We start from the raw sequence: 21714 nt of genomic DNA, 5'->3' as shown, positions 1-21714 counted from the left end.
CTGCTGGAGGGAGTTCGACGGAACTGTCATTAAAGTGCGGGAACAGTGCGGGTCCGTGCGATCGATTGCGCGTCATCAATACTTGCTCTCGTACAGTTCATTGGCCCGTCCAGGGTGAAGGTATATTTCAAGAGAAGGCGTGATGCGCACAGCCAAGGTTGTGTGCCAATGCTGGGACGTGCGATCGCCGCGGCCCAAATCGCTGCGCCGCAAACGAACTATGCAGATCAAGTCGCAAGCTTGCGCGCTCAGGAAGTCGCGAACGAAGCTGGTTCGGCAGATTGCTTGATTTCCGGTTGAGCGCTGATCTTCGTCGCGTTCTGTGTATTGGCACCATGCCTCAACGTGCAAGACGGTGGCGCCCAAGCGATCAGTCCACTCGCGACCGAATGGATCCTTCATCACTAGGCCTCCGAAGCTGATCGCTTCGGTAGTCAATCGCGTCCGCGCAGCGGCGCCAATGACCCCGAACACATCGGTCTCGTCCAGGCCGGCCCGGGCACGTGTGTCGACCAGCCACGGGTGAAACGGGGTATTGAACTCCAGCCATTGAGGGTCGCCTTCTTCGTGCTCCTCGACTTTCGGAGCATTGATGTGGAACGGATCCTGGGCGGCTACGTCCTTGGCGACACGGTCGCCTTCTGCAGAGGGTACCATTGACGAACTCACGTGGACTTGGACACCGTCCATCGAGGTCCAGTCCCCATTCACCACCAGCCACTCTCGGACCCCTTCCCTGATACCCATCAGCGCCGAGAGCTTGGCCGTGTCTGCAGTGAGCGCGCCGCCATCGTTGGTCACTTCGCGCAAGTTGACGCGGGTGGTGGCCTGGCGCCAATCGGTGCCATCCGCCAGCCACTGACCATCGTCCCGCGTCAATACTTTGCCACGTAGCCACTCATGCCAAGGCTCAGTCTGACCGTATGTCGGAACGGCCACCGGATGATCTCGCAGCAAACGCCCGGCCACGGCGTATAGCCCGTGCCAGCACAGTTGTTCGCCGTAGCGATGCTGCGCTTCCGACATTTCATCGTGGCTGCGACGCGAACCTGAGCGGCCGCCGAGGTCATACATGCTGGTGAGGCCAGGTGCGTGCTGGTGAACCCACGCGCTCAGGGCATCTCGCGTCACCCAACGATCAAGGTTAAAAAGCCTGGCGAGATCTGTTACCTCGTTCTTGTCGAATTCGTACTCCAGGCTGACGTCCCATGGGGGCTTAGGATTATCAGCGGGTCGGGAGTCATAGAAAGACGATACCCTGCCTTGGGATTTGACAGACGGATACGGAGATTGATTTACCCGATGCAGTTGCGCTTGCGTCGTCTCCGACAGCGTCAGCGCGCCACTGCGGTGACATGCCCATAGTGCTTCCCTCGCAAAGTGCTGTCGCAGAACATGCGGGTCGGCGTGATCGAGTGCGATGTGCTCAAGGAATCGCTGATGCGAGGCAATGGCGGCCGGTGCCTCCATCGCCACGCGAGCCATTGCGATCAGCAGCCACAGCTGGGCATGTAGGTAGAAAAAGGGCAACTCCGGAGCGCCGAATGCGCCGGCGGTCTTGTCGCCGAAGCGGGTGACCACGCGGTCCAGAACGTCGCTCCGCCCCAGGCGCACTGCGGATCGCAGGGCGTGTGAGGACATCCAGCGTCGTTCAGCACGGGGTGAGCCCAGCCCAAACCAAATCAGTCCCGCGGTAATATCGGCGGGATCGTCCTCGGGGTACAAGCCGGGGCGCCACTCGCCATCAACGACCAGTGGGGCCAACTTGGCTGCGCCGCCCCGAAGCAGTCGTGCCAAGGCGGACTGACCTGCGCCAGGCTCCGCTTTGGTGTTGAAGCTCGCCGCCACGCTGAGCCAGACAGCGGCGGGTACCTCAGCCTCCGGCCGGGAAAACTCCTTGAGCAACCCCACGACCAGCGTGTGGTTGTCAACGCCCGCCAGCGCGGACAGACGGTTGAGATGGAACAGGGACAGCTGTTCGAAGGTTACGAACTCCGCCGGGTTGGCGTGGATGATCCACGCAGCGCATTTCGACCAGATGCGATCGACGGCGTCAGACGACTCCGACCACGCGGTTTTGCATAGCTCCAACTCGTGAAACTTGTCGTCCAGGTCGAGTTGCTCTTGCCGAGCAATCATCTCGATGTACTTGGTCATCCCGGAAAGCGGGACCTTGGCGCGCAGGACCTCGAGAAAATCTTGCTCCAGGCGCCGCCCTTGAAGCGACCCATCCAGAACCGCAAGAGATTCCGCAATCCCGGCCTCGTCCAACGGGTTGAGCGACGCCGCGCGGGCTTTGGCCTCCGCAATCTGCTTCGCTTGCTCGGCCTCCCACTTGGACCGATCCGGTAGGGGGTTGGGCGATCGCCAGTTGTTGAGCGTGTTGAACTCCTGCTTCGCCTCCGAGATCGCCTCTGCCGCATGAAGCAACCGCGACCGCTCGCTTGAGGAGTGGCCAAACGCCCGCTCGGCCAGACGCGACAGTGCCAAGACGTCGTCCGACCCGTGCCCGCCGGGATTGTTCTGTTGATAGTGCTGAATCATCTCCTCAACCAGCGTCGCCGTGACCCCCGATGGGCATCGCAGCAGTGCCTCAATGAACTCGCCGGTGCCACAAACACGCAACTCCGCAGGAGAGCTCACCCGCAACATGATCAGAGTCAACGTTGGCTCAAGGTCACCGTTGTCGACCAGCGCCGTGAGGTACGGGAGCAAGGTGTAGTCGAGGGAGATGCGTTCGCGATCCTCCCAGCGCGCCAGCCGGGCCAAACCCTTGGGGCCTGCGGCTTGCGCCAACGCCTGTCCGTAGGCTGCCCAATCAAACTTGTGTTCCTCGCCCAGGTTCAAGTCGCAGATGTTCGACAAGGTGTGGCTGTCGGCATCTTCCAACCGACCGCCGTTCAGGGTCGACGCGACATGCATTAGTTCGCCGACGAATTGCCAGTCGCCCGAGCCTAAGGCATCGACTTGTTCCAGCCCACGATGGAAGTAATCGAAAGCATCGTCCGGACTGGCCGGAACGATTGCCCGTGCGAGCTGCGCAAATGAGGCAGCTCGCTCATTGACGTCATCAAGCCGTTCGATCGCTTCTCGGGCCCGCACGGCAGCCTTCCCAGCCGCCATCTGACAGGGAGTCCGTCGTGCCAAGATGCTGACCAGTTCGATGACATGTGACACGGGGGTTACGCCCGCCGCATTGACCGCTTCGATGTACTCGCGAACCTCCTGCGTATCGTGGCCAGCGTCCGCGGACACGGCCAAGGTGAGCAGTCGCTCGCCGACCGCGTTGAATTGTCGCTGTGCGGACAGGCCGCCCAAGTAGTAGTCGTTGCTCACCCGCAAGCGATTCCACTCCGTCATCAGCGGTTGCAGCCGCCCGATGTCGCCACTGTGGGTCCGGCTCATCGCCTGCGAGAAAGCCTGCGCCACAGAGAGCCATGTGCATAAACGCGAATCGAGAAAGCGCTCGGCTCGGTGCAAGTCGTCTTGACGCAGCCGGCGGGAGGAGTCGTCCGCCTGCGATGGCACTCTTACGGCCTCGCGCATTGCATTCTTCAAGGCCGCCCGGAACTCCTTGCCTTGAAGTTCTGGCGCGACGCCAACAGCGGCCTCGGAAAGCTCATTCGGGAGCAGCATTCGTTCTTCAAGCGGGACTCCCTTCGCGAGCGCGCGAAGCGTCCGCGCAGCGATGAACAGGTACGCATCACGTGTCCAGAACTCATCCAGAAAAACGTGCAAACTGGGCGTCGGAATCGCAGCCGCATCGAGGATAGTGTTCGCCTCGGTGGTCATTCTTAATGCCACGGCCACGGCGGCTGCCCGCATAATGCCGCGCACAAGGGAGGCCTCCTTGGATTGGTAATCCTGCGCGCCCAAGTCGACTTGGGCGCAGACCGCAGCCAGCCGGCCTACCAGTTCGCGCTGCCAGGATTCATCGCCGTCGGCATACGTAATGGCTGCCGTCAAGACACCGGAACTAGCGGCAGCCGATGCGAGCATCTCTCTAAGCGCTTTATCGAGCACACGGCGCGCCGGCGCACCTGCCCGTACGAGCGAAAATAAACGTTCCGCCACTTGGAAGCCGTACCAGTCCGGCCATTGAGTCAAGTCCTGTGCGGCGGCCTCGCCGTCGCCTCGCGCCAGCCGGAACAGCGGGATAGACGCCATATCCAGTGCGGTCGGCCCTTCGTCGCGGCGACGAAATTCTCGTTCCTGGTCGTAGTAGTGATGACGCCACTCGGAAACACGGTGGGCGTGGCGAGTGGCGTCAGGCAATTCCCCGGCCAAGACGTGCGCGATGGTCAATCGCGCATGCCTGGCGCCAGGCCACTCCGTGCGCGCTTCAAACAGGCGCCGCAGCGAGTCGGCATCCGCGATCGCAACGGTCAGGTCGGGGTGGTCGAGCAGGTACTGGGTGCCTCGCTGATTCATCGCGGCCAAGGTCGAAAGTTCGACCAGCAGTTGGACTAGCCGTCCGTTGTCCTCTTGGTTAGCCGCGAAGGCGACAGCCGCCCGAATGCGCGCCTGCCGAATGGCCTGCTTGCCGGCCGCAGTGGCGATGGCTGCCGGAAGGCGCTCATCGAATGCGAGCTCGAACAGTTGGTCACCGTTCCCCAACTGCTGCAGCAGTTCCGGCAGCGTCGTTGCTGCATACAGGGAACGATCCTGCATCGCAAAAAGATTTTTGGCCAAGCGACGTAGCGTCGCTTCATCAGCGGCATAGGTTTCGCGGATCAGGCGTTCAGTCGGCTCGTCGCGAATCATCAAACCGTATCTAGTTTGCTCCAGCAGCGGCGATAGATCGGCGGCGAAACTATTGACTGCCCCTTCCGACAAGCCATTTGCCTCGGCGAACTCGCGCACGGGCACGGGCGGTGGCAGAGTCGCAAGCCCAGCAAGAAACGATGCGATCTCGTTTTCCTGATAACCCTGCCGTCGTGCGTCGGCCAATGCGTTGGCAATCTTCAATTGAAGCAGTTCGTCCAGTTGGATGACCTTGTTGAATTCCGACGGCGCCAGAAGCTCAGAGCCTTCGTCGACCAGATGTTCGAGGATGCGAGCGTTTCCACGTGAGCGCGATTGGGCTACTTGCAGCATCCCGTCCGTCAGTCTCCCCAGGTGGTCTTGCAAGTATGCGCGGGATTCGTCCAGCGTAAACGGTTGGAGCTGAAGCCGTTCGCAGGAGGCACTTCCGATGGCATTGGTCAGCCGATAGCCGCGTGCACTGACAACGACCCGCACGCCGGGGATAGGACCAATGATGGTCAGTTCTTCCAGGAGCAAACGCGGAAAAGCCGTTTCGTCACGCAGAGCAGCGTGCTCGCCAGCATTGTCGATCGCATCGAGCAGTAGGACGAGCTGGCGATCCGGCGCCGCCGTCCGGAGCGTCTCAGTCGCTTGATTAAGTCTTGAGCGAAACGTCCGGATCAGGTCGCCGTCGCTGGCGTTGCCGGGAAGCATGGGATCGCACAGGCCGCGGCACGCCAACAAGTTGGCAATGTGGATCAAGCCCCGCTGCGGCAAGTGGCGAGCGTCGGAGGTGGCACGGTACTGACCCATGCCAAAGCAATCGAATAGCACCACGTCGTGGTCTTTGGCCAGCTTTGCCGCAAGCGACTGGAGAAACACCGTCTTGCCGACGCCGCCGTCAGCGTGGATTAGTAATGGCCGAGTGAGGGTTGGAATTTGGGCAACCACCGACGTCAGTTGCTCGCGTTCCACTATCGAACCGACGTCTGGGAAGCTCTCTCGAACCGGAAGGAGTTCGTCTTCGTGCTGCAGGTCCAGTGCTGAGAGGACGTCAGCGCGCAGGATAACGTTTCGATGCTGGGCCAGGAGGCCAGCCTTGGTGCGCGCCAGCTCTCGAAGGTTGCTGAGTCGGATTCTGGACTGCGGATCTCGCGCGACCGACCAGTCCGCTAAGGAGATGGCCAGTTCGTGCTTGCTCTGGAGCAGGTCCCCGGAAATTCCTGTCAGATGTAGCCGTGCGGCGAACTCTGCCAGATCCTTACCTTGCATGTTGATGGCGTCGGTGAGTTGCTCAGCCTGCGTCTTGGCGACGCCCTTAAGGATCACTCCGTCTCGCAGGGCTGCGACCGCTTGTTCGAGCTCGGGAAGGATCGGGCGATTAGTGATGAGCTCGAAGCCAAGGCGACTTCGAGTCGGGCCGACACCGTGCTCGCGCTTTAGAGCGCGATACGTGTGCGCGAACTTTTCAACCGTGTGCTTGGCATCGGCCGCGCGAAACGGCTTGAGCTCGGATGCCTTGGAGTACTTGACCTGGACCACTACGACCCGTTCCGCGTCCCGGAAGGTCGCCGCAGGTCCGTAGTACAGCACCGCATCGGCGATTTCGGTCGCCTCTTGGGATACCCGGTCGCTAGGGGAGAAGCCCTCGATCGCGACCCCGACAAAGCCATCTTGCGGAAGCAGCAATCCCAAGCTCTTGCGGGCTACCCACGCTTCGTGGAACTCATGGCCGTCCCTGGATGCGCGAACGCTGTCAACGCGAACTGGAGATTTTGCCATTTTTTGTCCCTTTTGTGAGGCTTTCAGCACGGAAGTCGTGAGCGCATCGAATTCCACTGTCAACACCAAGCGTACAGGTACTTCGACTATAGCCGCATTATCGCGACGCATGGATGTGGAGCATAGGAAGGACTGGAGTCCTCTTGGGCGTAGCGGGCAGAAGAAAAGGGGAGGTGAGGGACCCTGACGGGGAGCCCATGAGCCGCACGCTGAGCCGGCGCAGAAGCCTTTCATCTCCAGCGGACACACGCCTGCTCAGCCCAGTTGCTTTCCCAGGAGGGGCGGCAGGTGCCAGGAGAGCCCTCCGGGTGTCGCTGGTGGGTCTTCCGTTTTTTCAGGACGCGCGCAACTGCGGACTCCACCGGCGCACTCCTCGTTCCTCAACTTTTCGGATGCACTCGCCAGATGTCTCGACCGCCAGGTCCGGGAACTCAAGGCGACCGATGACCAGGAATCAGCGCTTCCTGGAGACCATCAACACTCGCACGGGAACGCGGTGTAAAGGTCGATGGTATTGCCGCTCTTGCGCGGGGGGAGGTGCAGAGTTCGAGGATGCCCTTCCGGGCGCAATCAGTGTGGGCCAGAGATGTCAAGACCTCTGGCGTACCTCTTGCGAGTGATTCTCGCCTACATGTCTGTCGCGGCATGTAGCTCCCGTGCCAATCGCTCCCATGCCGTGCGCGGGTGATATCGCGCAGGTCCGACACCGTCAGTATCTGGTCAACGAGGTCATCGCTCCTTCGGATGTCCGGGAGCAACACACCCTCGTTCGTCTCACGTGTCTCGATGATGACGCACAGGGACGTCCCCTGTCTGTCTTATGGGAGCGTGAGCTCGCCGCTCGGGTCATCCGACCCGAACAGGGTGGATTGGGACCTCCTGCGCGTTTCGACGAGCCGCGTCACTTCGCCGCGTATCTGCACGCGCTCAAGTGGAGCTCCGTCACCGCCACCGACGCCCGGCTCTTCCAGGCGCCGTTCCGCGCGGGCATCCACTTGATGAATCACCAGCTCACGCCTCTCAAGAAGGCGCTCGAGCTGCCTCGGGTGAATCTCTTCATCGCCGATGACGTAGGTCTCGGAAAGACCATCGAGGCCGGGCTGGTGTTGCAGGAACTCATCCTCCGCCAGCGAGTGGACCGCGTCCTCATCGTCTGCCCGGCGTCGGTGACGCTCCAGTGGCGCGATGAGATGGAGAAGCGCTTCGGTCTGCGCTTCGAAATCTTCAACAGCGAGTTCGTCTCCCGCCGCCGTCAGGAGCGCGGCTTCCAGGTCCCCGTCTGGGCCACGCACTCACGCTTCATCGTGTCGTACCAGACGCTGCGGCGCAGCGAATACTTCGAGCCGCTGAAGACCCTCCTGGAGGAGAAGGGTCACCACAAGTCCTTGTTGGTGCTCGACGAGGCGCACGTCGTCGCGCCCGCATCGGCCAGCCGGTACGCCATCGACACGGAGACCACTCGCAGCATCCGCTCACTGGCGGAGCGCTTCGAGCACCGGCTCTTCCTCTCCGCCACGCCCCACAACGGCCACTCCAACAGCTTCTCCGCGCTGTTGGAGATGTTGGACCCACAGCGCTTCACGCGGGGCACCCGCGTCCGCGAATCACAACTGGCGCCCGTCATGGTGCGCCGGCTCAAGGGCGACCTTCGCGCCCTGGGCAGTTCGCAGCGCTACCCCGAGCGGCACGTGGTGGGCGTGCGGCTGACGCATGACTCGGGACGCTGGCACGCCGAGTGGCTCGCCCCGGACGGAAAGAGCGTCGAGCAGCGTGTCGACCTGGGCGAAGCCTCCGCCCCGGAACTGGAGCTGTCCCAGAAGCTCGCGCGCTACACGGAGCTCATGGCGCCCGGCACGAAGCTGGGGCGCCTGGTCTTCATCAACCTCCAGAAGCGTCTCCTCTCCAGCATCGAGGCGTTCCACCGCACCCTCTGCATCCACGCGGCGGCCTTCGGCGCGGGGGCGCTGGCTCCCGACGGCGGAGCGCTCACCGGCGACACGGCTCCTGAGTCCGAGGAGCACGGCGAGACGGACGACGCGCTCGAGCTGTCGTTCGCGGAGACCATCCGCGAGCACAGTCAGGACCTGTCCGCCAGCGTCCAGGCGCGCACGCTCCTGGATGACATGCTCAAGCTGAGCGCCCGGCACCGCGCCGCCCGGGACGCGAAGCTGCGGGCCCTGCTCCACTGGATTCGCGAGCACCAATGCCCGCTCACCCGAGGCGCCGCGTGGAAGCCCCGCCGGGTCATCCTGTTCACCGAGTATGGCGACACGCTCCGCTACCTCAAGGAGCAGCTCACCGCCGCCTTCGAGGGGACCCAACGGGGTGATGAGCGCATCCTCACGCTGACGGGCGGCATCGATGACGTGAAGCGAGCGGAGGTGCAGGCCGCCTTCAACGGCTCGATGGAGGAGTTCCCCGTGCGGGTCCTCCTCGCGACCGACGCCGCGCGCGAAGGCATCAACCTGCAAGGCCACTGCGCGGACCTCTTCCACATCGACGTTCCGTGGAATCCCTCACGCATGGAGCAGCGCAACGGTCGCATCGACCGTGCCTTGCAACCCGCGCCCACCGTGCGCTGTGGCTACTTCGTCTACGGCCAGCGCGCCGAGGATGCGGTGCTCGACACCCTCGCGCGCAAGGTAGAGACCATCACGCGCGAGCTGGGCAGCCTTGGCTGCGTGCTGATGGACCAGATGCACGATGCCCTCGCCTCGGGCATCACGAAGAGCACGCTGGCGAGCCTCTCCCGCGCCGCGACCTCGACTCGCACGGAGGTGACGAAGCGGGAATTGGAGTCCCAGCGCACGCTCCAATCCCTGCGCAAGGAACTGGATGAGATTGGAGAACTCCGCGAGCGCAGCGGCAAGGTGATGGACTTCAATCCCGCCCTGCTGCGCGATGCGCTGGACGTGGGGTTCGAGCTGGCCGGCGCGGGCCGGTTGGAGCGGGAGGCCATCACGGAAGAGGGCCGGACGCTGGAGGCCTGGAAGGTCCCCGCCCTTCCCGCTTCGTGGAGCACGACCCTGGATTCCATTCGTCCGCGCCGGGCGCACGACGAGGCAGCGTGGGAGTGGCGCAAGCGCCCCCTGTCTCCCGTCGTCTTCGAGGCACCTCCGGGCGTTGCCAGCAAGCTCGTCCACCTGCACCTGTCCCATCCGCTCGTCCAGCGGGTGCTCCACCGGTTCCTGGCGCAGGGGTTCTCCGCGAACGACCTGAGCCGTGTCACGGTGGTCCAGACCCAACGGGACGCAGTGGCACGCGTCATCGTCTTCGGCCGGTTGTCGCTCTTTGGCGAGGGCGCCGCGCGGCTCCATGACGAGGTGGTCTCTGTTTCAGCAAGGTGGCTGGACGGCGGAGGCCGCGGGCACCTGAAGCCCTTCGCGGACGAGGCGGACCGCAAGGTCATCGACCAACTGGAGACCACGCTGGCGGAAGCGCCCGCGCTCTCCGCGACACCGAAGGCCGTCCAGAAACGGCTGCTGGCCAGTGTCGAGTCCGACTTCTCGAAGCTCTGGCCCGCCATCGAGGAACAGGCCTCGGTGCGAGAGCGGGATGCTCGCAAGAAGCTGGCGGCGCGGGGAGCGGCTGAATCCAAGGCGCTGACACAGATTCTCCTGACGCAGCAGGAGGCCATCCAGGAAGCCCTGGGCGCGCAGCTCGAACTCAAGCTCGACGCCCGGGCGGAGCAAGACCAATGGAGGAGGGACAAGGTGCACCTTGAACAGCGATTGACAGCGCTCGGAAGGGAACTCGTCGAACAACCTGAATCCTTGAAGGCCACCTACGCCGTGCGGGTCGCCCGCCTGGTGCCCTTGGGCATGGTCTATCTGTGGCCGGGGGCTCGGTGATGAACGGCCAGAACTTGAGCGGGGACGTCGAGCGTCGCTATCACCAGACATGGATGGGGATGGCGCAGCCCATCGAAGGACTGGTGGTCTCCATCCCGGTCCTCGAGGACGCGCAGTGCATGCAGCGCCTGCCGGTGTCCGCGCAGTCGCGGTTCGGCCTGCTGGCGGGCCGGGAGTCACCTCGCGTGACAGATGTCCCGCGCTTCCTCCGGGAGGTGCTGGGCTACACCGAGGAAGATTTCACCACGAGGTTTCCGGAGGACCTCCAGCTCGATATCGCGGAGGGGCAACAGACAATCAAGCCCACGTGGGGGCTGTTGCGACGAGGGCCTCCTCCCGCGAAGCCGGAAGGGTTGCCGGATGATTCCACGCCCATCAGCCGCGCTGCGGAAGGCTTCTCTCTCCTGACCTGGGAGCTGCCGGCCGGGTTGGACCTGGACAGGAAGGAGGACACCACGGGCGCGTGGTTCTACGAGCCGACCGCCAAGTTCGACCGCCTGCTGCGCGCGGCCCGTGTCCCCATCGGTCTGTTGTTCAACGGGGACTCCGTGCGACTGGTCTATGCGCCCCACGGAGAGACGTCAGGGCACATCACCTTCCGGTTCAAGGACCTCGTCACCGCCAGCGGTCGTCCGCTGTTCGACGCGATGGTGATGCTCCTGCACGCGCGCCGCTTCTTCGGCGTGCTGCCCGAGCATCAGCTTCCCGCGCTCCTGGAGCAGTCACGCCGCCGGCAGGCGGATGTCACCGACGAACTGGCCGACCAGGTACTGGAAGCGCTCGGCATCCTTCTCACGGGTTTCGAGACGGCCGCTGAACGGGATGGCTCCCGGGCCCTGGACGAGGCGCTCTCACGAGGTGAGGAGCATGTCTACGGCGGGCTCCTCTCCACGCTCTTACGGCTCGTCTTCATCCTCTACGCTGAAGACCGGGGCCTGCTTCCTGTGGACCAGGAGCCCTACCGCGATGACCTGTCGGTGAAGGCTCTTCACGCGCAACTCGTCGAGGACTCCAGCCAATACCCCGATTCGATGAACCGGCGCTTCGGTGCGTGGCCACGGTTGCTGGCGCTCTTCAGGTGCATCTACCTGGGCGCCTCGCACGACAAGCTGCGAATGCCGGCGCGGCGTGGGCAGCTCTTCGACCCTGACACGTTCCCCTTCCTAGGAGGCGCGAACTCCGCCGATGTGGGCACGGATGCGCGGGTGCCTCCCATCGATGACGAGACGGTCCTCCAGGTACTGGAGCGGCTCGTCTTCCTCAAGGGACAGCGACTGAGCTTCAAGTCGCTCGACGTGGAGCAGATCGGCTCCGTGTACGAGGGCCTGATGGGCTTCCACGTGAAGCGCCTGAGCGGTGCTGGAATCTGCCTCAAGCCCTCGAAGGTATGGGTCTCCGTGGACGAGGTGCTGGCCCAGCCCGCGAAGCGGCGTGCGGCATGGCTGGAGGAGGAAGCGAGGCTCGACGCGAAGGCGGTGAAAGCCCTGTCGAAGGCGCTGGAGCAGGCCTCCGCGCAGCAGTTGGTCTTGACCGCGCTGGAGCCGTACCGTGCGAAGGGGACCGAGATACGGCGAGCATCTCAGTGGGTACTCCAGCCTGACGGCGGGCGGCGACGGACCAGCAGCCACTACACGCCTCGAAGTCTGTCAGCGCCCATCGTCCGCCGGGCTCTGGAGCCTCTGCTCAAGACGATGGGGCCGCATCCGTCTTCAGAGAGACTCCTCAACCTGAAGATCTGCGACCCGGCCATGGGGTCGGGTGCGTTCCTGGTGGAGTCCTGCCGCTTTCTCGCGGACCAGGTTGTCGCCGCATGGACACGTGAGCGCGTGCTGAAGCGTGACAAGCACGAGGACGAGGTGATGCGGGCACGCCGGCTGGTGGCCCAGCGATGCTTGTACGGCGTGGACAAGAATCCATGGGCCGTGCAGCTCGCGAAGCTGTCGCTGTGGCTCGTGACGTTGGCGAAGACGGAGCCCTTCACCTTCCTGGACCATGCGCTCAAGTGTGGGGATTCACTGGTCGGGCTCGACCTGGAGCAGCTTCAAGCGTTCCACTGGGACCCGACCCGCACGAAGCAGTCGGAGCTGCCCTGGGCGTTCATCTCGAAGGCGCTGAACAGTTCGCTGGAGAAGCGCGAGAAGATCCTCCAGCTCGCGCTCGACCTGGAAGGGCCGGACCGCAAGCCGCTGCAGTTGGACCTGGAGCCCGGTCGGGTGAAGGAGGGGCTTCTCCGCGACGCGGACGCGGCGTTGGAGGACATCAAGCGGATCGCCAATGCTTGCGTCGGTGCGTTCTTCGCCCAGGGCTCGGACAAGGGGCGGGAGAAGGAGCGCGTCCGCCGGTTGGACTTGATTGGGGCGTGGCTGTCCAAGGCGAAGAATGGGGTTCCGCCTCCCATGCCAGCGGACATCGCGGCGTTCTCCGCGCCGCCATGGACGTTCCACTGGCCGCTGGAGTTCCCGGAGGTTTTCCACGGGAGACGGCCGGATCCGCTCGACAACGAACAGCCCAACAAGGCTGCATGGATCGATGGGTTCGTGGGGAACCCGCCGTTCGCGGGAAAGAACTCCATCATCGAAACGGGCGGAGAGAACTACCTCCCTTGGCTCCAGGCGGTTCATGAGGGTGCGCATGGCAACGCGGATCTCTCCGCGCACTTCTTCCGCCGTGCGTTCCATCTGCTGGGTGAACACGGCAGCTTCGGACTCATTGCCACCAACACCATCGCGCAGGGGGACACGAGGGCCACGGGACTGAAGTACCTGGTGGACCACGGCGGCCACCTCTACGACGCCGTACGCTCCATGAAGTGGCCGGTGGCTGGTGCCAACGTCTCGGTGTCCGTGGTGCATCTGGCGAAAGGCCACGTCTCGGACTTGAAGTTGGAGCCGCGGCTGGACCGTCTGCCCGTGAAATACCTCAACTCTCGACTGAGAGGAAAACCCGAGCGGGCAGATCCCGTGGCACTTACCGCCAACGCGGGGAAGAGCTTCCAGGGATGCATCGTCCTTGGAATGGGGTTTGTACTGAGCCCCGAACAGCGTTCGACTCTTGTCTCGAAATCATCAAAGAACGCGGAACGCATTTTTCGCTACGTGGGTGGCGAAGAGCTCAACTCCGATCCGAGTCCTGAACTCGAACGGCACGTCATCAACTTCGGACAAATGGAACTGAAGGAGGCAGAGCTATGGCCTGACCTCCTTCACATAGTAGAGGACTTGGTTAGGCCGGAGCGTATCAAGCTCAAGGATAATGCCGACGGCAAGAGGCGAAAAAAATACTGGTGGCAGTACGGACGATACACCCCAGCCCTCTTTGAAGCCCTCCATCCTATAACGCGCTGCCTCGCGATCAGCATTGTCTCGAAGCATCTGATGTTCAGGTGGATGCCCAGTACACACGTCTTCTCCCATAAGGCACAGGTTTTTCCGGTCACGCTTGACCGGTATCTCGCATTGTTGCAGTCGCGCATTCACGACTCGTGGACTCGGCTTCTTTCGTCGACAATGCGTGTTGATCTCAACTACTCAGCATCTGACTGCTTCGAAACATTTCCTTTCCCGGCGGCATCGGCGTTTGCCGCCCTTGATGCCATTGGGAAGCGCTTTGACTTCGAGCGCAGCCAGTACATGCAGGCCTACAACATCGGCCTGACGACGACGTACAACCGGCTCAAGGACAAGTCCGTCACCGACACAGCGACGCAGCGCCTGCGGGACCTGCACGTGGCCGTGGACCAGGCAGTCCTGGATGCCTACGGCTGGAAGGACATCCAAGCCCCTCTGTACTGCGGCGCAACTCCCAAACAGCTCGAAGCCTTCGAGGACGAAGTTCTCGACCGCCTCTTCGACCTGAACGCGCAGCGTGCCCACGAGGAAGCCCATCCCACCGCCCGCCGTCCCTCGAAGCCCCGCGCCCAGACCGCCTGAGCCCTCCCATGAATGCCCCTGACACGGGAGCGGTCCGCTCCCACCTCATCGATGCGCTCGAAGCGGACCTCGTCGGTCCGTTCAACAAGCCTCCAGGTGCTCCTGTCTCGGACGCACCCGAAGTGCTCCGCACACCACCGTCCCGCTGGTACCTGACGGGCTTCCTCGTCCCGCTCGACCAGGGAGTCATCGAGGACGAACCCGACGACGAGGAAGACGACCTGGCTGCGGGCAATGACGAGGACAACGAGGAATCCTCCCGCCCCGACCCGACCGCCAAGAAGGTGCGCCGCCTGCCCGCGTCCATGGGCCTGTCCGTCTTCGTCCCCGCGGGCACGTCCCAGCTCACCGCCCATGTCTGCTGGGCGGACTACCAGCGCCTCGAAGCAGAGGGGCGCAAGCCGTGGAGCCGTACCTTCCACCAACGCACCGTCACCCTGCACCTGAACGACGCGGCTCTTCGGGAAGGCCTGTCCCTCCATGACAGCCAGGGCCTGCGCCTGGAAGGCCACGTGGAGAAGACGCTCGAAGGAGAGCTCGCGGTCGCCATCTTCCTCGTCAACGCGCGCCCGCCCACCAGCACCGCAGTCGACCGGGACGAGGCCTATGCCTTCCAGACCCACCTCGCCCTGGAATGCGAGCAGGGCTTCGTCAGCCGACAGGACTCCAGCGACGCCAGGAGCGAGGACGACGACGACCGCGTCAACGACCTCCAGTTCCGCGACCGCCAGCGGTGGGCCGTGGGCCATGGCATCTCCGTGCGCGTCCCATCCACCTCCGTCCCCGTCACCCGCGTGGAAACGGACTGGCTGCCACGCGTCGAGGTGCTCCCTGTCGAAGCGCGGCGGATTGACGAAGTCACGGTGGGCATGGAGCAGCTCGCCGCGTTCACGACCCCCTCGGAGGCCGTAGCGGCCCTGCTCCCCCTGGTCCGGACCTACCGTGAATGGGTGGCCACCCAGGCCACCATCGCTGTCGGCGGCGAACGCCGCGAGGAGACACGGGATGAGCTCATCCGCAGGGCTCGACGCGCGGCCGATCGCATCGAGGAGGGCATCCAACTCCTGGCTCGGGAACCTCTCGCCTTCGACGCCTTCCGCTGGATGAACAGCGTCATGGCCCAGGCGGAGCGCAAGGTGCGGCAGGAAGAAGCGCCTCAATGGCGTCTCTTCCAGCTCGCCTTCATCCTGCTCAACCTCCCCTCCGTCGAGCACGAAGGCCACGCGGACCGTGAGCTCGTGGAGCTCATCTTCTTCCCCACCGGCGGCGGAAAGACGCAGGCCTACCTGGGACTCATTGCCTTCACCCTGCTCCTGCGCCGCCTCCGGGGACAGGCCCACCTCCATGGCGGACTGGGCGTGGCCGTGCTGCTGCGTTACACGCTGCGGCTGCTCACCCTCGACCAGCTCGGTCGCGCCGCGACACTCATCTGCGCGCTCGAAGTGCTCCGCAAGCAAGAGCCGAAACGCCTGGGAACCGTGCGCTTCTCCATCGGACTGTGGGTCGGCCGCTCCGCGACCGCCAACACGCTGGAGCAGGCCTCCACGCAAATCACCGAGTACAAGAACGACAACAGCGCCCGCGCGCAATCTCCCTTCCCGCTCGCCACCTGTCCCTGGTGTACGACGCCGTTCGAACGGGAGTGCTTCATCCTCCGGCCCTCCAAGTCCAAACCCGAGGAAGTGCTCGTCGGCTGCGCCAACATCGAGTGCGCCTTCAACCTGGGCCGCAACCTGGAAGGGCTCCCCGTCCTCTTCGTCGACGAGCAGATCTACCGGGAGCTGCCGTGCTTCCTCGTCGCCACCGTGGACAAGTTCGCCATGCTGCCGTGGCGTGGAGAGACGGGATTGCTCTTCGGTCGCGTCCTGGGGCGCACCGGGAAGCGCTTCGTCGGCCCGTGCAATGCCGCCGCGGATGTGAAGGCGGCGCTCGTGACGCTCCCGAAGGGGCTGCCTCCCCCGGAGCTCATCGTGCAGGACGAACTGCACCTCATCTCCGGCCCGCTGGGCTCCATGGTGGGCCTCTACGAAGGCGCCGTCCTGACGCTCGCGCCCCGGGCGAAATTGGTGGCCTCCACCGCCACCGTCCGCCGCTCCCGGCAACAGGTGAGTCGCCTCTATGGACGGGACGTCGCGCTCTTCCCTCCGCCAGGCGTGGATGCCTCCGAGACGTTCTTCGCCTCCGTGGGCAAGAAGGGCGCGCGCCAATACGTGGGCGTGGCGGCACCCGGGCGGCCCATGAAGGCCATCCTGCTGCGCGTCTATGTCAGCCTGCTCGCCGCCGCCGCGCGCGGCGAACAACTTCACGGCGCCGTGAGCGCGGACCCGTACCTGACGCTCGTCGGCTACTTCAACAGCCTGCGCGAACTGGGCGGCATGCGCCGGCTGGTCGAGGACGAGGTGCGCCGACTGGTGATGGACCGCGTCCGCCGTCGTCCAGAGGACTTCGGCAAAGAGGCCGAGCATCCCTGGTACCGAGGCAGGACCATCCGAGGCGAGCCCATCGAGCTGACCAGCCGGGAGAAGACCGCTGACATCAAGGCATCGAAGAACCGCCTGGAGCTCACGCACGGCCAGCCCCAGAGCATCGACGTCGTGCTCGCCAGCAACATGATCTCCGTCGGCGTGGACATCGACCGGTTGGGACTCATGGTCGTGGCGGGACAGCCCAAGACGACCAGCGAGTACATCCAGGCGTCCAGCCGCGTGGGTCGCAAGATGAACAAGCCCGGCCTCGTGGTGACGTGCCTCAACGCGGCCAAACCCCGAGACCGCAGCCACTACGAGCGCTTCGGGACGTACCACGAGTCGTTCTATCGCTTCGTCGAAGCCACCTCGGTGACACCCTTCTCGGCACCGGCGCTCGACCGGGGGCTCGCGGGCGTGGTGGTGGCGCTGGGCCGGCTGCTGGGCACCTCCATGACGGCGCCCCTGGAGTGGAAGTCCCTGCAGGCGCACCGGGACGCGCTGGAGCAGGCGCTCGAAACCCTGGCGAAGCGCGCTGGCCGAGGACTGCCCAAGGCGGAGTCGGAGCGCGCCAGCGGCATCGTGATGCAGCGCGCGCGAAGCCTGCTCGACTCGTGGCGCAACATCATCGAGCAGGCGAAGAAGGACGCCGCCCAGCGCGCGTACTCGCCCTACGACCCGGAGGGAAAGGGGCTCAAGCCCCTGCTGCGCGGTTTCCTGGACCCCACCGACAACCTCACCCAGGACGAGCTCAAGTTCGACGCGCCCACGTCCATGCGTGACGTGGAGTCCTCGGTGCACCTGTGGATTTCACGTCAACCCCTGGGCGGCTACCGCGCCCCGAAGGCAGCGACTGTGGAGGTAGCGCATGACGAAACCTAGGAAGTGGACCCGGGCCCGCTCGACGCGGCCGCCGGATGGGCGCGTGCGCCAGAGCCAGGTGGTCTCCACCTTCGGTCCGGGCAGCATGCTGGACTTGCTGAACGACGCGGTCCTCGTGGGCGGCCTGGACTTCTGGCGTCTCAAGGGCCAGGGCGAGGTGGTCAACGAGCCACGACTGCTGGAAATTGTCGAACCGCTCTACCACCGCAACAAGTGGCCGCTCAGCAAGGAGGCCCCCTTCCGCAAGCCCCCCGCTGGGGATGAGCGAGAGCCGACGGAGTCCTGCGGCATCCAGGTGTATGAGTTTCCGCGCTGGTTTGTCTGCCAGAACCCCCACTGCCGCACGCTGGTGCGGGCCAACAGCCTGGAGCGTGTGAATCAGGAGTACCGCCATCGCTGCGCGGGTGTGGAAGCGAAGCCCGAGCGCTGCGTGCCGGTGCGCTTCGTCGCGGCCTGTCCTCGGGGGCACCTGTCGGACATCGACTGGACCTGGTGGATGCACGAGCGCAAGCCTTGCGACGCCCCACAGCTCAAGTTCGAGGAGGGAGTGAGCGGTGACTTCAGTGACATCGAGGTCGCGTGCTCGACGTGCGGCAAGCGCAGGCGCCTCATCGACATGACACACAAGGAGCAGCAGGACCGCTGCGACGGGGAGCGGCCCTGGCTGGGATTGGAGGCGCGGGAGCGCTGCGACGAGAAGCAGCGGCTGCTGGTCCGCACCGCCAGCAACGGCTACTTCGCGCAGACCACCAGCGCCATCACCATCCCTGAACCGGAGTCGCTCCGGCGCAAGGTGCAGTCCGCGTGGAGCATCCTCCAGTCCGCCACCGCGGAGACCCTGCCGGCCTTCCGGACCATTGCCCAGGTGCAGGCGGCGCTCGGCTCCGCCTCCAACGCGGAGGTGCTGGCGGCCATCAATGCGGAGCGCGAGCACACGCCCGAAGCCGTCCCGGAGATCCGCACCGCGGAGTGGCTCCAGTTCCTCGCGCAGCCGCAGGAGAAGCCTGGCGAGATGCCCCGGGACCGCACCGAGGTCTTCTGGGCCCGGCGCATCGCTCGGCCCCAGGGACTGCCCTCGCTGGTCGAACGCGTGGTGCTGGCGCGACGACTGCGGGAGGTCCAGGCCCAGGTCGGCTTCACGCGGCTGGAGCCCCTGTCGAAGGACCTCCAGGGCCGCTACGACCTGGACGTGGCGCTCGCGCCGATGTCGCTCCACCGGGACTGGGTCCCCGTCACGGAGATGCAAGGCGAGGGCATGCTGCTGGTGCTCGACGAGCAGCAGGTGCATGCCTGGGAGATGTCCGAGTCCGTGGTGCGGCGCGAGGAGGTGCTCAGGGCGGGATATGAGCGCTGGAAGCAGGGCTCCGGTTCGAAGCTTCCCTTTCCGGGCGTGCGGCTCTACCTGCTCCATTCTCTGGCGCACCTGTTGATGACGGAGGTGGCGCTGGAGTGTGGCTATCCCGCGAGCTCCATCCGCGAGCGGCTCTACTGCGCGCCGCACAGCGACGCCGTCCCCATGGCGGGCATCCTGTTGATGACGGGCACCACGGGCGCGGAAGGCACGCTGGGCGGACTGGTGGAGGAGGGCCGGCGACTGGGGCAGCACCTTGCCCGGGCGCTGGAGGACGCGCGCCTCTGCTCCAACGACCCCGTCTGCGCGCATCACGAACCCACGGGCCGTGATGACCGCGACCTGGAGGGCGCCGCGTGCCACGGGTGCCTCTTCCTCCCCGAGTGCTCCTGCGAGCGCTTCAACCAGTACCTTGACCGCGCGCTCGTCGTGCCCACGCTGGGCCACGAGGACGTCGCCTTCCTGAAGACGCCGTGGACCTGAGCGGCGTGGCGACGTTGGACTTGGAGCGGCTGAAGGCCGTGGTGGGCACGCGGCGGCTCGGGTTTCCGTTGTCCCGACTGGCGCTCCAGGGAGAGGGGCTGGAGCGGCTGACGGGGGAGGTCGCGGCGTTGAACGCGCTGGGACGGGAGGGAACGCTGGTGCTGCTGGACACGGTGCTCGTGGAGCGGCGCGCGGGTGCCCGGCGGCCAGAGCTGGTCTGGACGGGGCCGGAGGCCCGCTGGAGCGGTGCTCGCGACACGGCGGTGGTGCTGGCGGACCTGTTCCACAAGGCCACGAGCACGGTGCTGGTGGCCGGGTTCACGTTCGACCACGCGGCGGACGTGTTGGGGCCGCTGCACGAAGCCCTCCAGCGAGGCGTGAGTGGCAGGCTCTATGCGAGCGCGCCGGTGGCCTCGGCGTTCCTGCGGGAGCACTGGCCCTTCGGTCCGCCCTTTCCGGAGTGCCACGGCTTCTCACCCAGGAGGGGTGTCTTCGCCAGCCTGCATGCGAAATGCGTCGTGGTGGACGCACGGTGGGTCTTCGTGACGTCCGCGAACTTCACGAACCGAGGACAGACACGGAACATCGAAGTGGGCGTGCTGCTGGAGGACACGCACCTGGCCGCGGTGCTGGAGGCCCAGTTCTCCACGGGGGAGTGGTTCTCACGGGTCGCCTGATTCGGAGAGCTGGCGGTGCTCGAAGAGGTCCAGGGCGACGTCCAGCGTCCCGTCGACGGCGCGGTTGACCCAGCGGACCATTCCATACGTGCCGGAGAGGGCGGCGTCGTGGAGGGATTGCAGGGTGCCCACGGGCGCTTCGAGGACGGGAATCAGCCGCAGCACCTCGAAGGGCTTCGCGGCGCTGGAGCGGTGGATGCGCTCTACCGCGATGGCGCCCTGCTCCACGGCATCGTGAACCAGATCCTTCAGACCACGTAGGCGAGTCATGCGACCTCCACAGCGAGCGACTCGCGCAGCCGCGCATAGACTTCCGCGTGGTGGGCGAGGGAGACGTGGTCGATACTGGCGACCACCTTGACGTTTTCCGGGGGGAACAGCGGGCTCGTATCACGAGGGCCGGTGCGTCCGGAAGCGCTCGCCAGGGAGACGACGCCGTCACCGAACATCGCGGACAGCCACTTTCCCTGCTCGCCGAGCGCTCCGACGATGAGGTGGTGGGCGATGCCTGGCGGAGGGAGCAGGGGCGTGCACGGTGACGTGGTGTCTTCCCAGTCCTGTCGGCGCAGGCGGGCGACGCCCAGGTCCTTCACGCCGCTGCTGCGCAGGTCGACGACATCGGCGACCAGGCGGGTGTAGGGATTGGGCACTGCGCGGAGCACCTGAGCGACGACGGTGCCCATGCGCTCCAGGGGGCTGCCGAAGTGGGGCACGCCGATGGAGTAGGAGCGCCGCACGTGGGAGAGCCAGGGCAGGCACGTCTCGGAGGCGATGTGGCAGGCGCTGCGCAGCACGAGGCCGCCCATGCTGTAGCCGACGAGGACGAGCTCGGTGATGGGGACGGGGAACTCGGCGACCAGGCGTTGCAGGAGGTGCGCGAGGGCCTCTCCGTTGTCGGAGATGTGCAGGCCGGTGTTGTAGCGGAGATAGAGCGGGGTGAAGCCCGCGTCGCGCTCCAGGAGGGATCCGTAGTCGGTGGTGGGCTCGGCGGGGAAGGCCCAGACGGCCTCGGTGACGGCGAGTCCGTGGACCCAGAGGGCCACGCGTCCCGTGGAGTGGGGATGTGCGGCGCGCAGGGCCTCTCGCTCGACGGGGAGGGAGCGGCCCTCGTGGTACAGGCCCATGGGCGTGGCGAGGGCGTTGTTCTGGCGGTGGAGGTAGTCGCCCAGCACGCCGTTGAGCACGCCGAGCGCCAGGTCCACCTTGCCCACGCGAGGCTTGGGCGGAGCAGGGAGTGCCGCTTCAGCGGGAGAGGACGAGACCACCGGGAACCCTGGCTCGGAGTCTGGGGTTTCAGGCGCTTCCGAAGTCGTCATTCAGTACCTCCACGAGCAGTGTGACACGTCGCGTCATGGAAGTCGAATCAGGGTCTGGATATGGCCTAGACCTCCTTGAATCGCATGCCTGTCGCGAGGGCATGTTCGAGCGCTTGCTTGATGGGCTCGGAGACGATGAGGGCGATGTCCCAGCCCCAGGGTCGGAACACCTGGGGTAGGGGGCTAAGGGGGGCTTACTGCCAGAAGTCTGGCTGCTGCGGCTCTGGTGCCG

At 65.1% G+C, this 21714-nt stretch carries 8 protein-coding genes; 5 read left to right on the top strand and 3 right to left on the bottom strand.

The genetic code is table 11. The features are described 5' to 3' along the window. Positions 1-75: 75 nt before the first annotated feature. Positions 76-6585, bottom strand: a complete 6510-nt coding sequence (locus ACN469_RS33730) for an NACHT domain-containing protein (protein WP_498774739.1) — start codon at positions 6583-6585, stop codon at positions 76-78. A gap of 599 nt (positions 6586-7184) precedes the next feature. Between ACN469_RS33730 and drmD the strand changes: the two genes are divergently transcribed. From drmD to ACN469_RS33705, 5 genes are read left to right on the top strand one after another with little or no spacing between them, the layout of a single operon-like run. Then, a complete protein-coding gene (gene drmD / locus ACN469_RS33725) occupies positions 7185-10379 on the top strand; it encodes a DISARM system SNF2-like helicase DrmD (RefSeq protein WP_498774737.1) in 3195 nt (1064 codons plus the stop codon). Continuing rightward, positions 10379-14308: a DNA methyltransferase gene (locus ACN469_RS33720; protein ID WP_498774735.1), complete on the top strand. Its 3930-nt coding sequence runs from the start codon at positions 10379-10381 to the stop codon at positions 14306-14308. Before drmD ends, ACN469_RS33720 begins: the two co-directional genes overlap by 1 nt. 8 nt (positions 14309-14316) lie before the next feature. After that, positions 14317-17655, top strand: a complete 3339-nt coding sequence (gene drmA / locus ACN469_RS33715; protein WP_498774733.1) for a DISARM system helicase DrmA — start codon at positions 14317-14319, stop codon at positions 17653-17655. Beyond that, positions 17642-19489 carry a DrmB family protein gene (drmB, locus tag ACN469_RS33710; RefSeq protein WP_498774731.1) on the top strand — a complete coding sequence of 616 codons (1848 nt, stop codon included), beginning with the start codon at positions 17642-17644 and terminating at the stop codon, positions 19487-19489. The genes drmA and drmB overlap by 14 nt, the downstream gene beginning before the upstream one ends. Beyond that, a complete protein-coding gene (locus ACN469_RS33705; RefSeq protein WP_498774729.1) occupies positions 19480-20166 on the top strand; it encodes a phospholipase D-like domain-containing protein in 687 nt (228 codons plus the stop codon). The genes drmB and ACN469_RS33705 overlap by 10 nt, the downstream gene beginning before the upstream one ends. Here ACN469_RS33705 and ACN469_RS33700 read toward each other — a convergent pair. Further along, positions 20152-20436, bottom strand: coding sequence for a hypothetical protein (locus tag ACN469_RS33700; protein WP_498774727.1), 285 nt, complete (start codon positions 20434-20436; stop codon positions 20152-20154). The two genes, ACN469_RS33705 and ACN469_RS33700, sit on opposite strands and share 15 nt — an antisense overlap. Beyond that, positions 20433-21482, bottom strand: coding sequence for an esterase/lipase family protein (locus ACN469_RS33695; protein ID WP_498774725.1), 1050 nt, complete (start codon positions 21480-21482; stop codon positions 20433-20435). The genes ACN469_RS33700 and ACN469_RS33695 overlap by 4 nt, the downstream gene beginning before the upstream one ends. Positions 21483-21714: the final 232 nt, after the last annotated feature.

It is taken from the genome of Corallococcus terminator (assembly GCF_049194865.1).
Taxonomy (GTDB): domain Bacteria; phylum Myxococcota; class Myxococcia; order Myxococcales; family Myxococcaceae; genus Myxococcus; species Myxococcus terminator_A.
Note: the sequence above shows the minus strand (reverse complement) of the source record. Positions and strands in the feature narration are given on the sequence as shown.

Coding starts and splice junctions, on each gene's coding strand:
- ACN469_RS33720 (WP_498774735.1), top strand. CDS start 10,379: ATGAACGGCCAGAACTTGAGCGGGGACGTCGAGCGTCGCTATCACCAG.
- drmA (WP_498774733.1), top strand. CDS start 14,317: ATGAATGCCCCTGACACGGGAGCGGTCCGCTCCCACCTCATCGATGCG.
- drmB (WP_498774731.1), top strand. CDS start 17,642: ATGACGAAACCTAGGAAGTGGACCCGGGCCCGCTCGACGCGGCCGCCG.
- ACN469_RS33700 (WP_498774727.1), bottom strand. CDS start 20,436: ATGACTCGCCTACGTGGTCTGAAGGATCTGGTTCACGATGCCGTGGAG.
- ACN469_RS33695 (WP_498774725.1), bottom strand. CDS start 21,482: ATGACGACTTCGGAAGCGCCTGAAACCCCAGACTCCGAGCCAGGGTTC.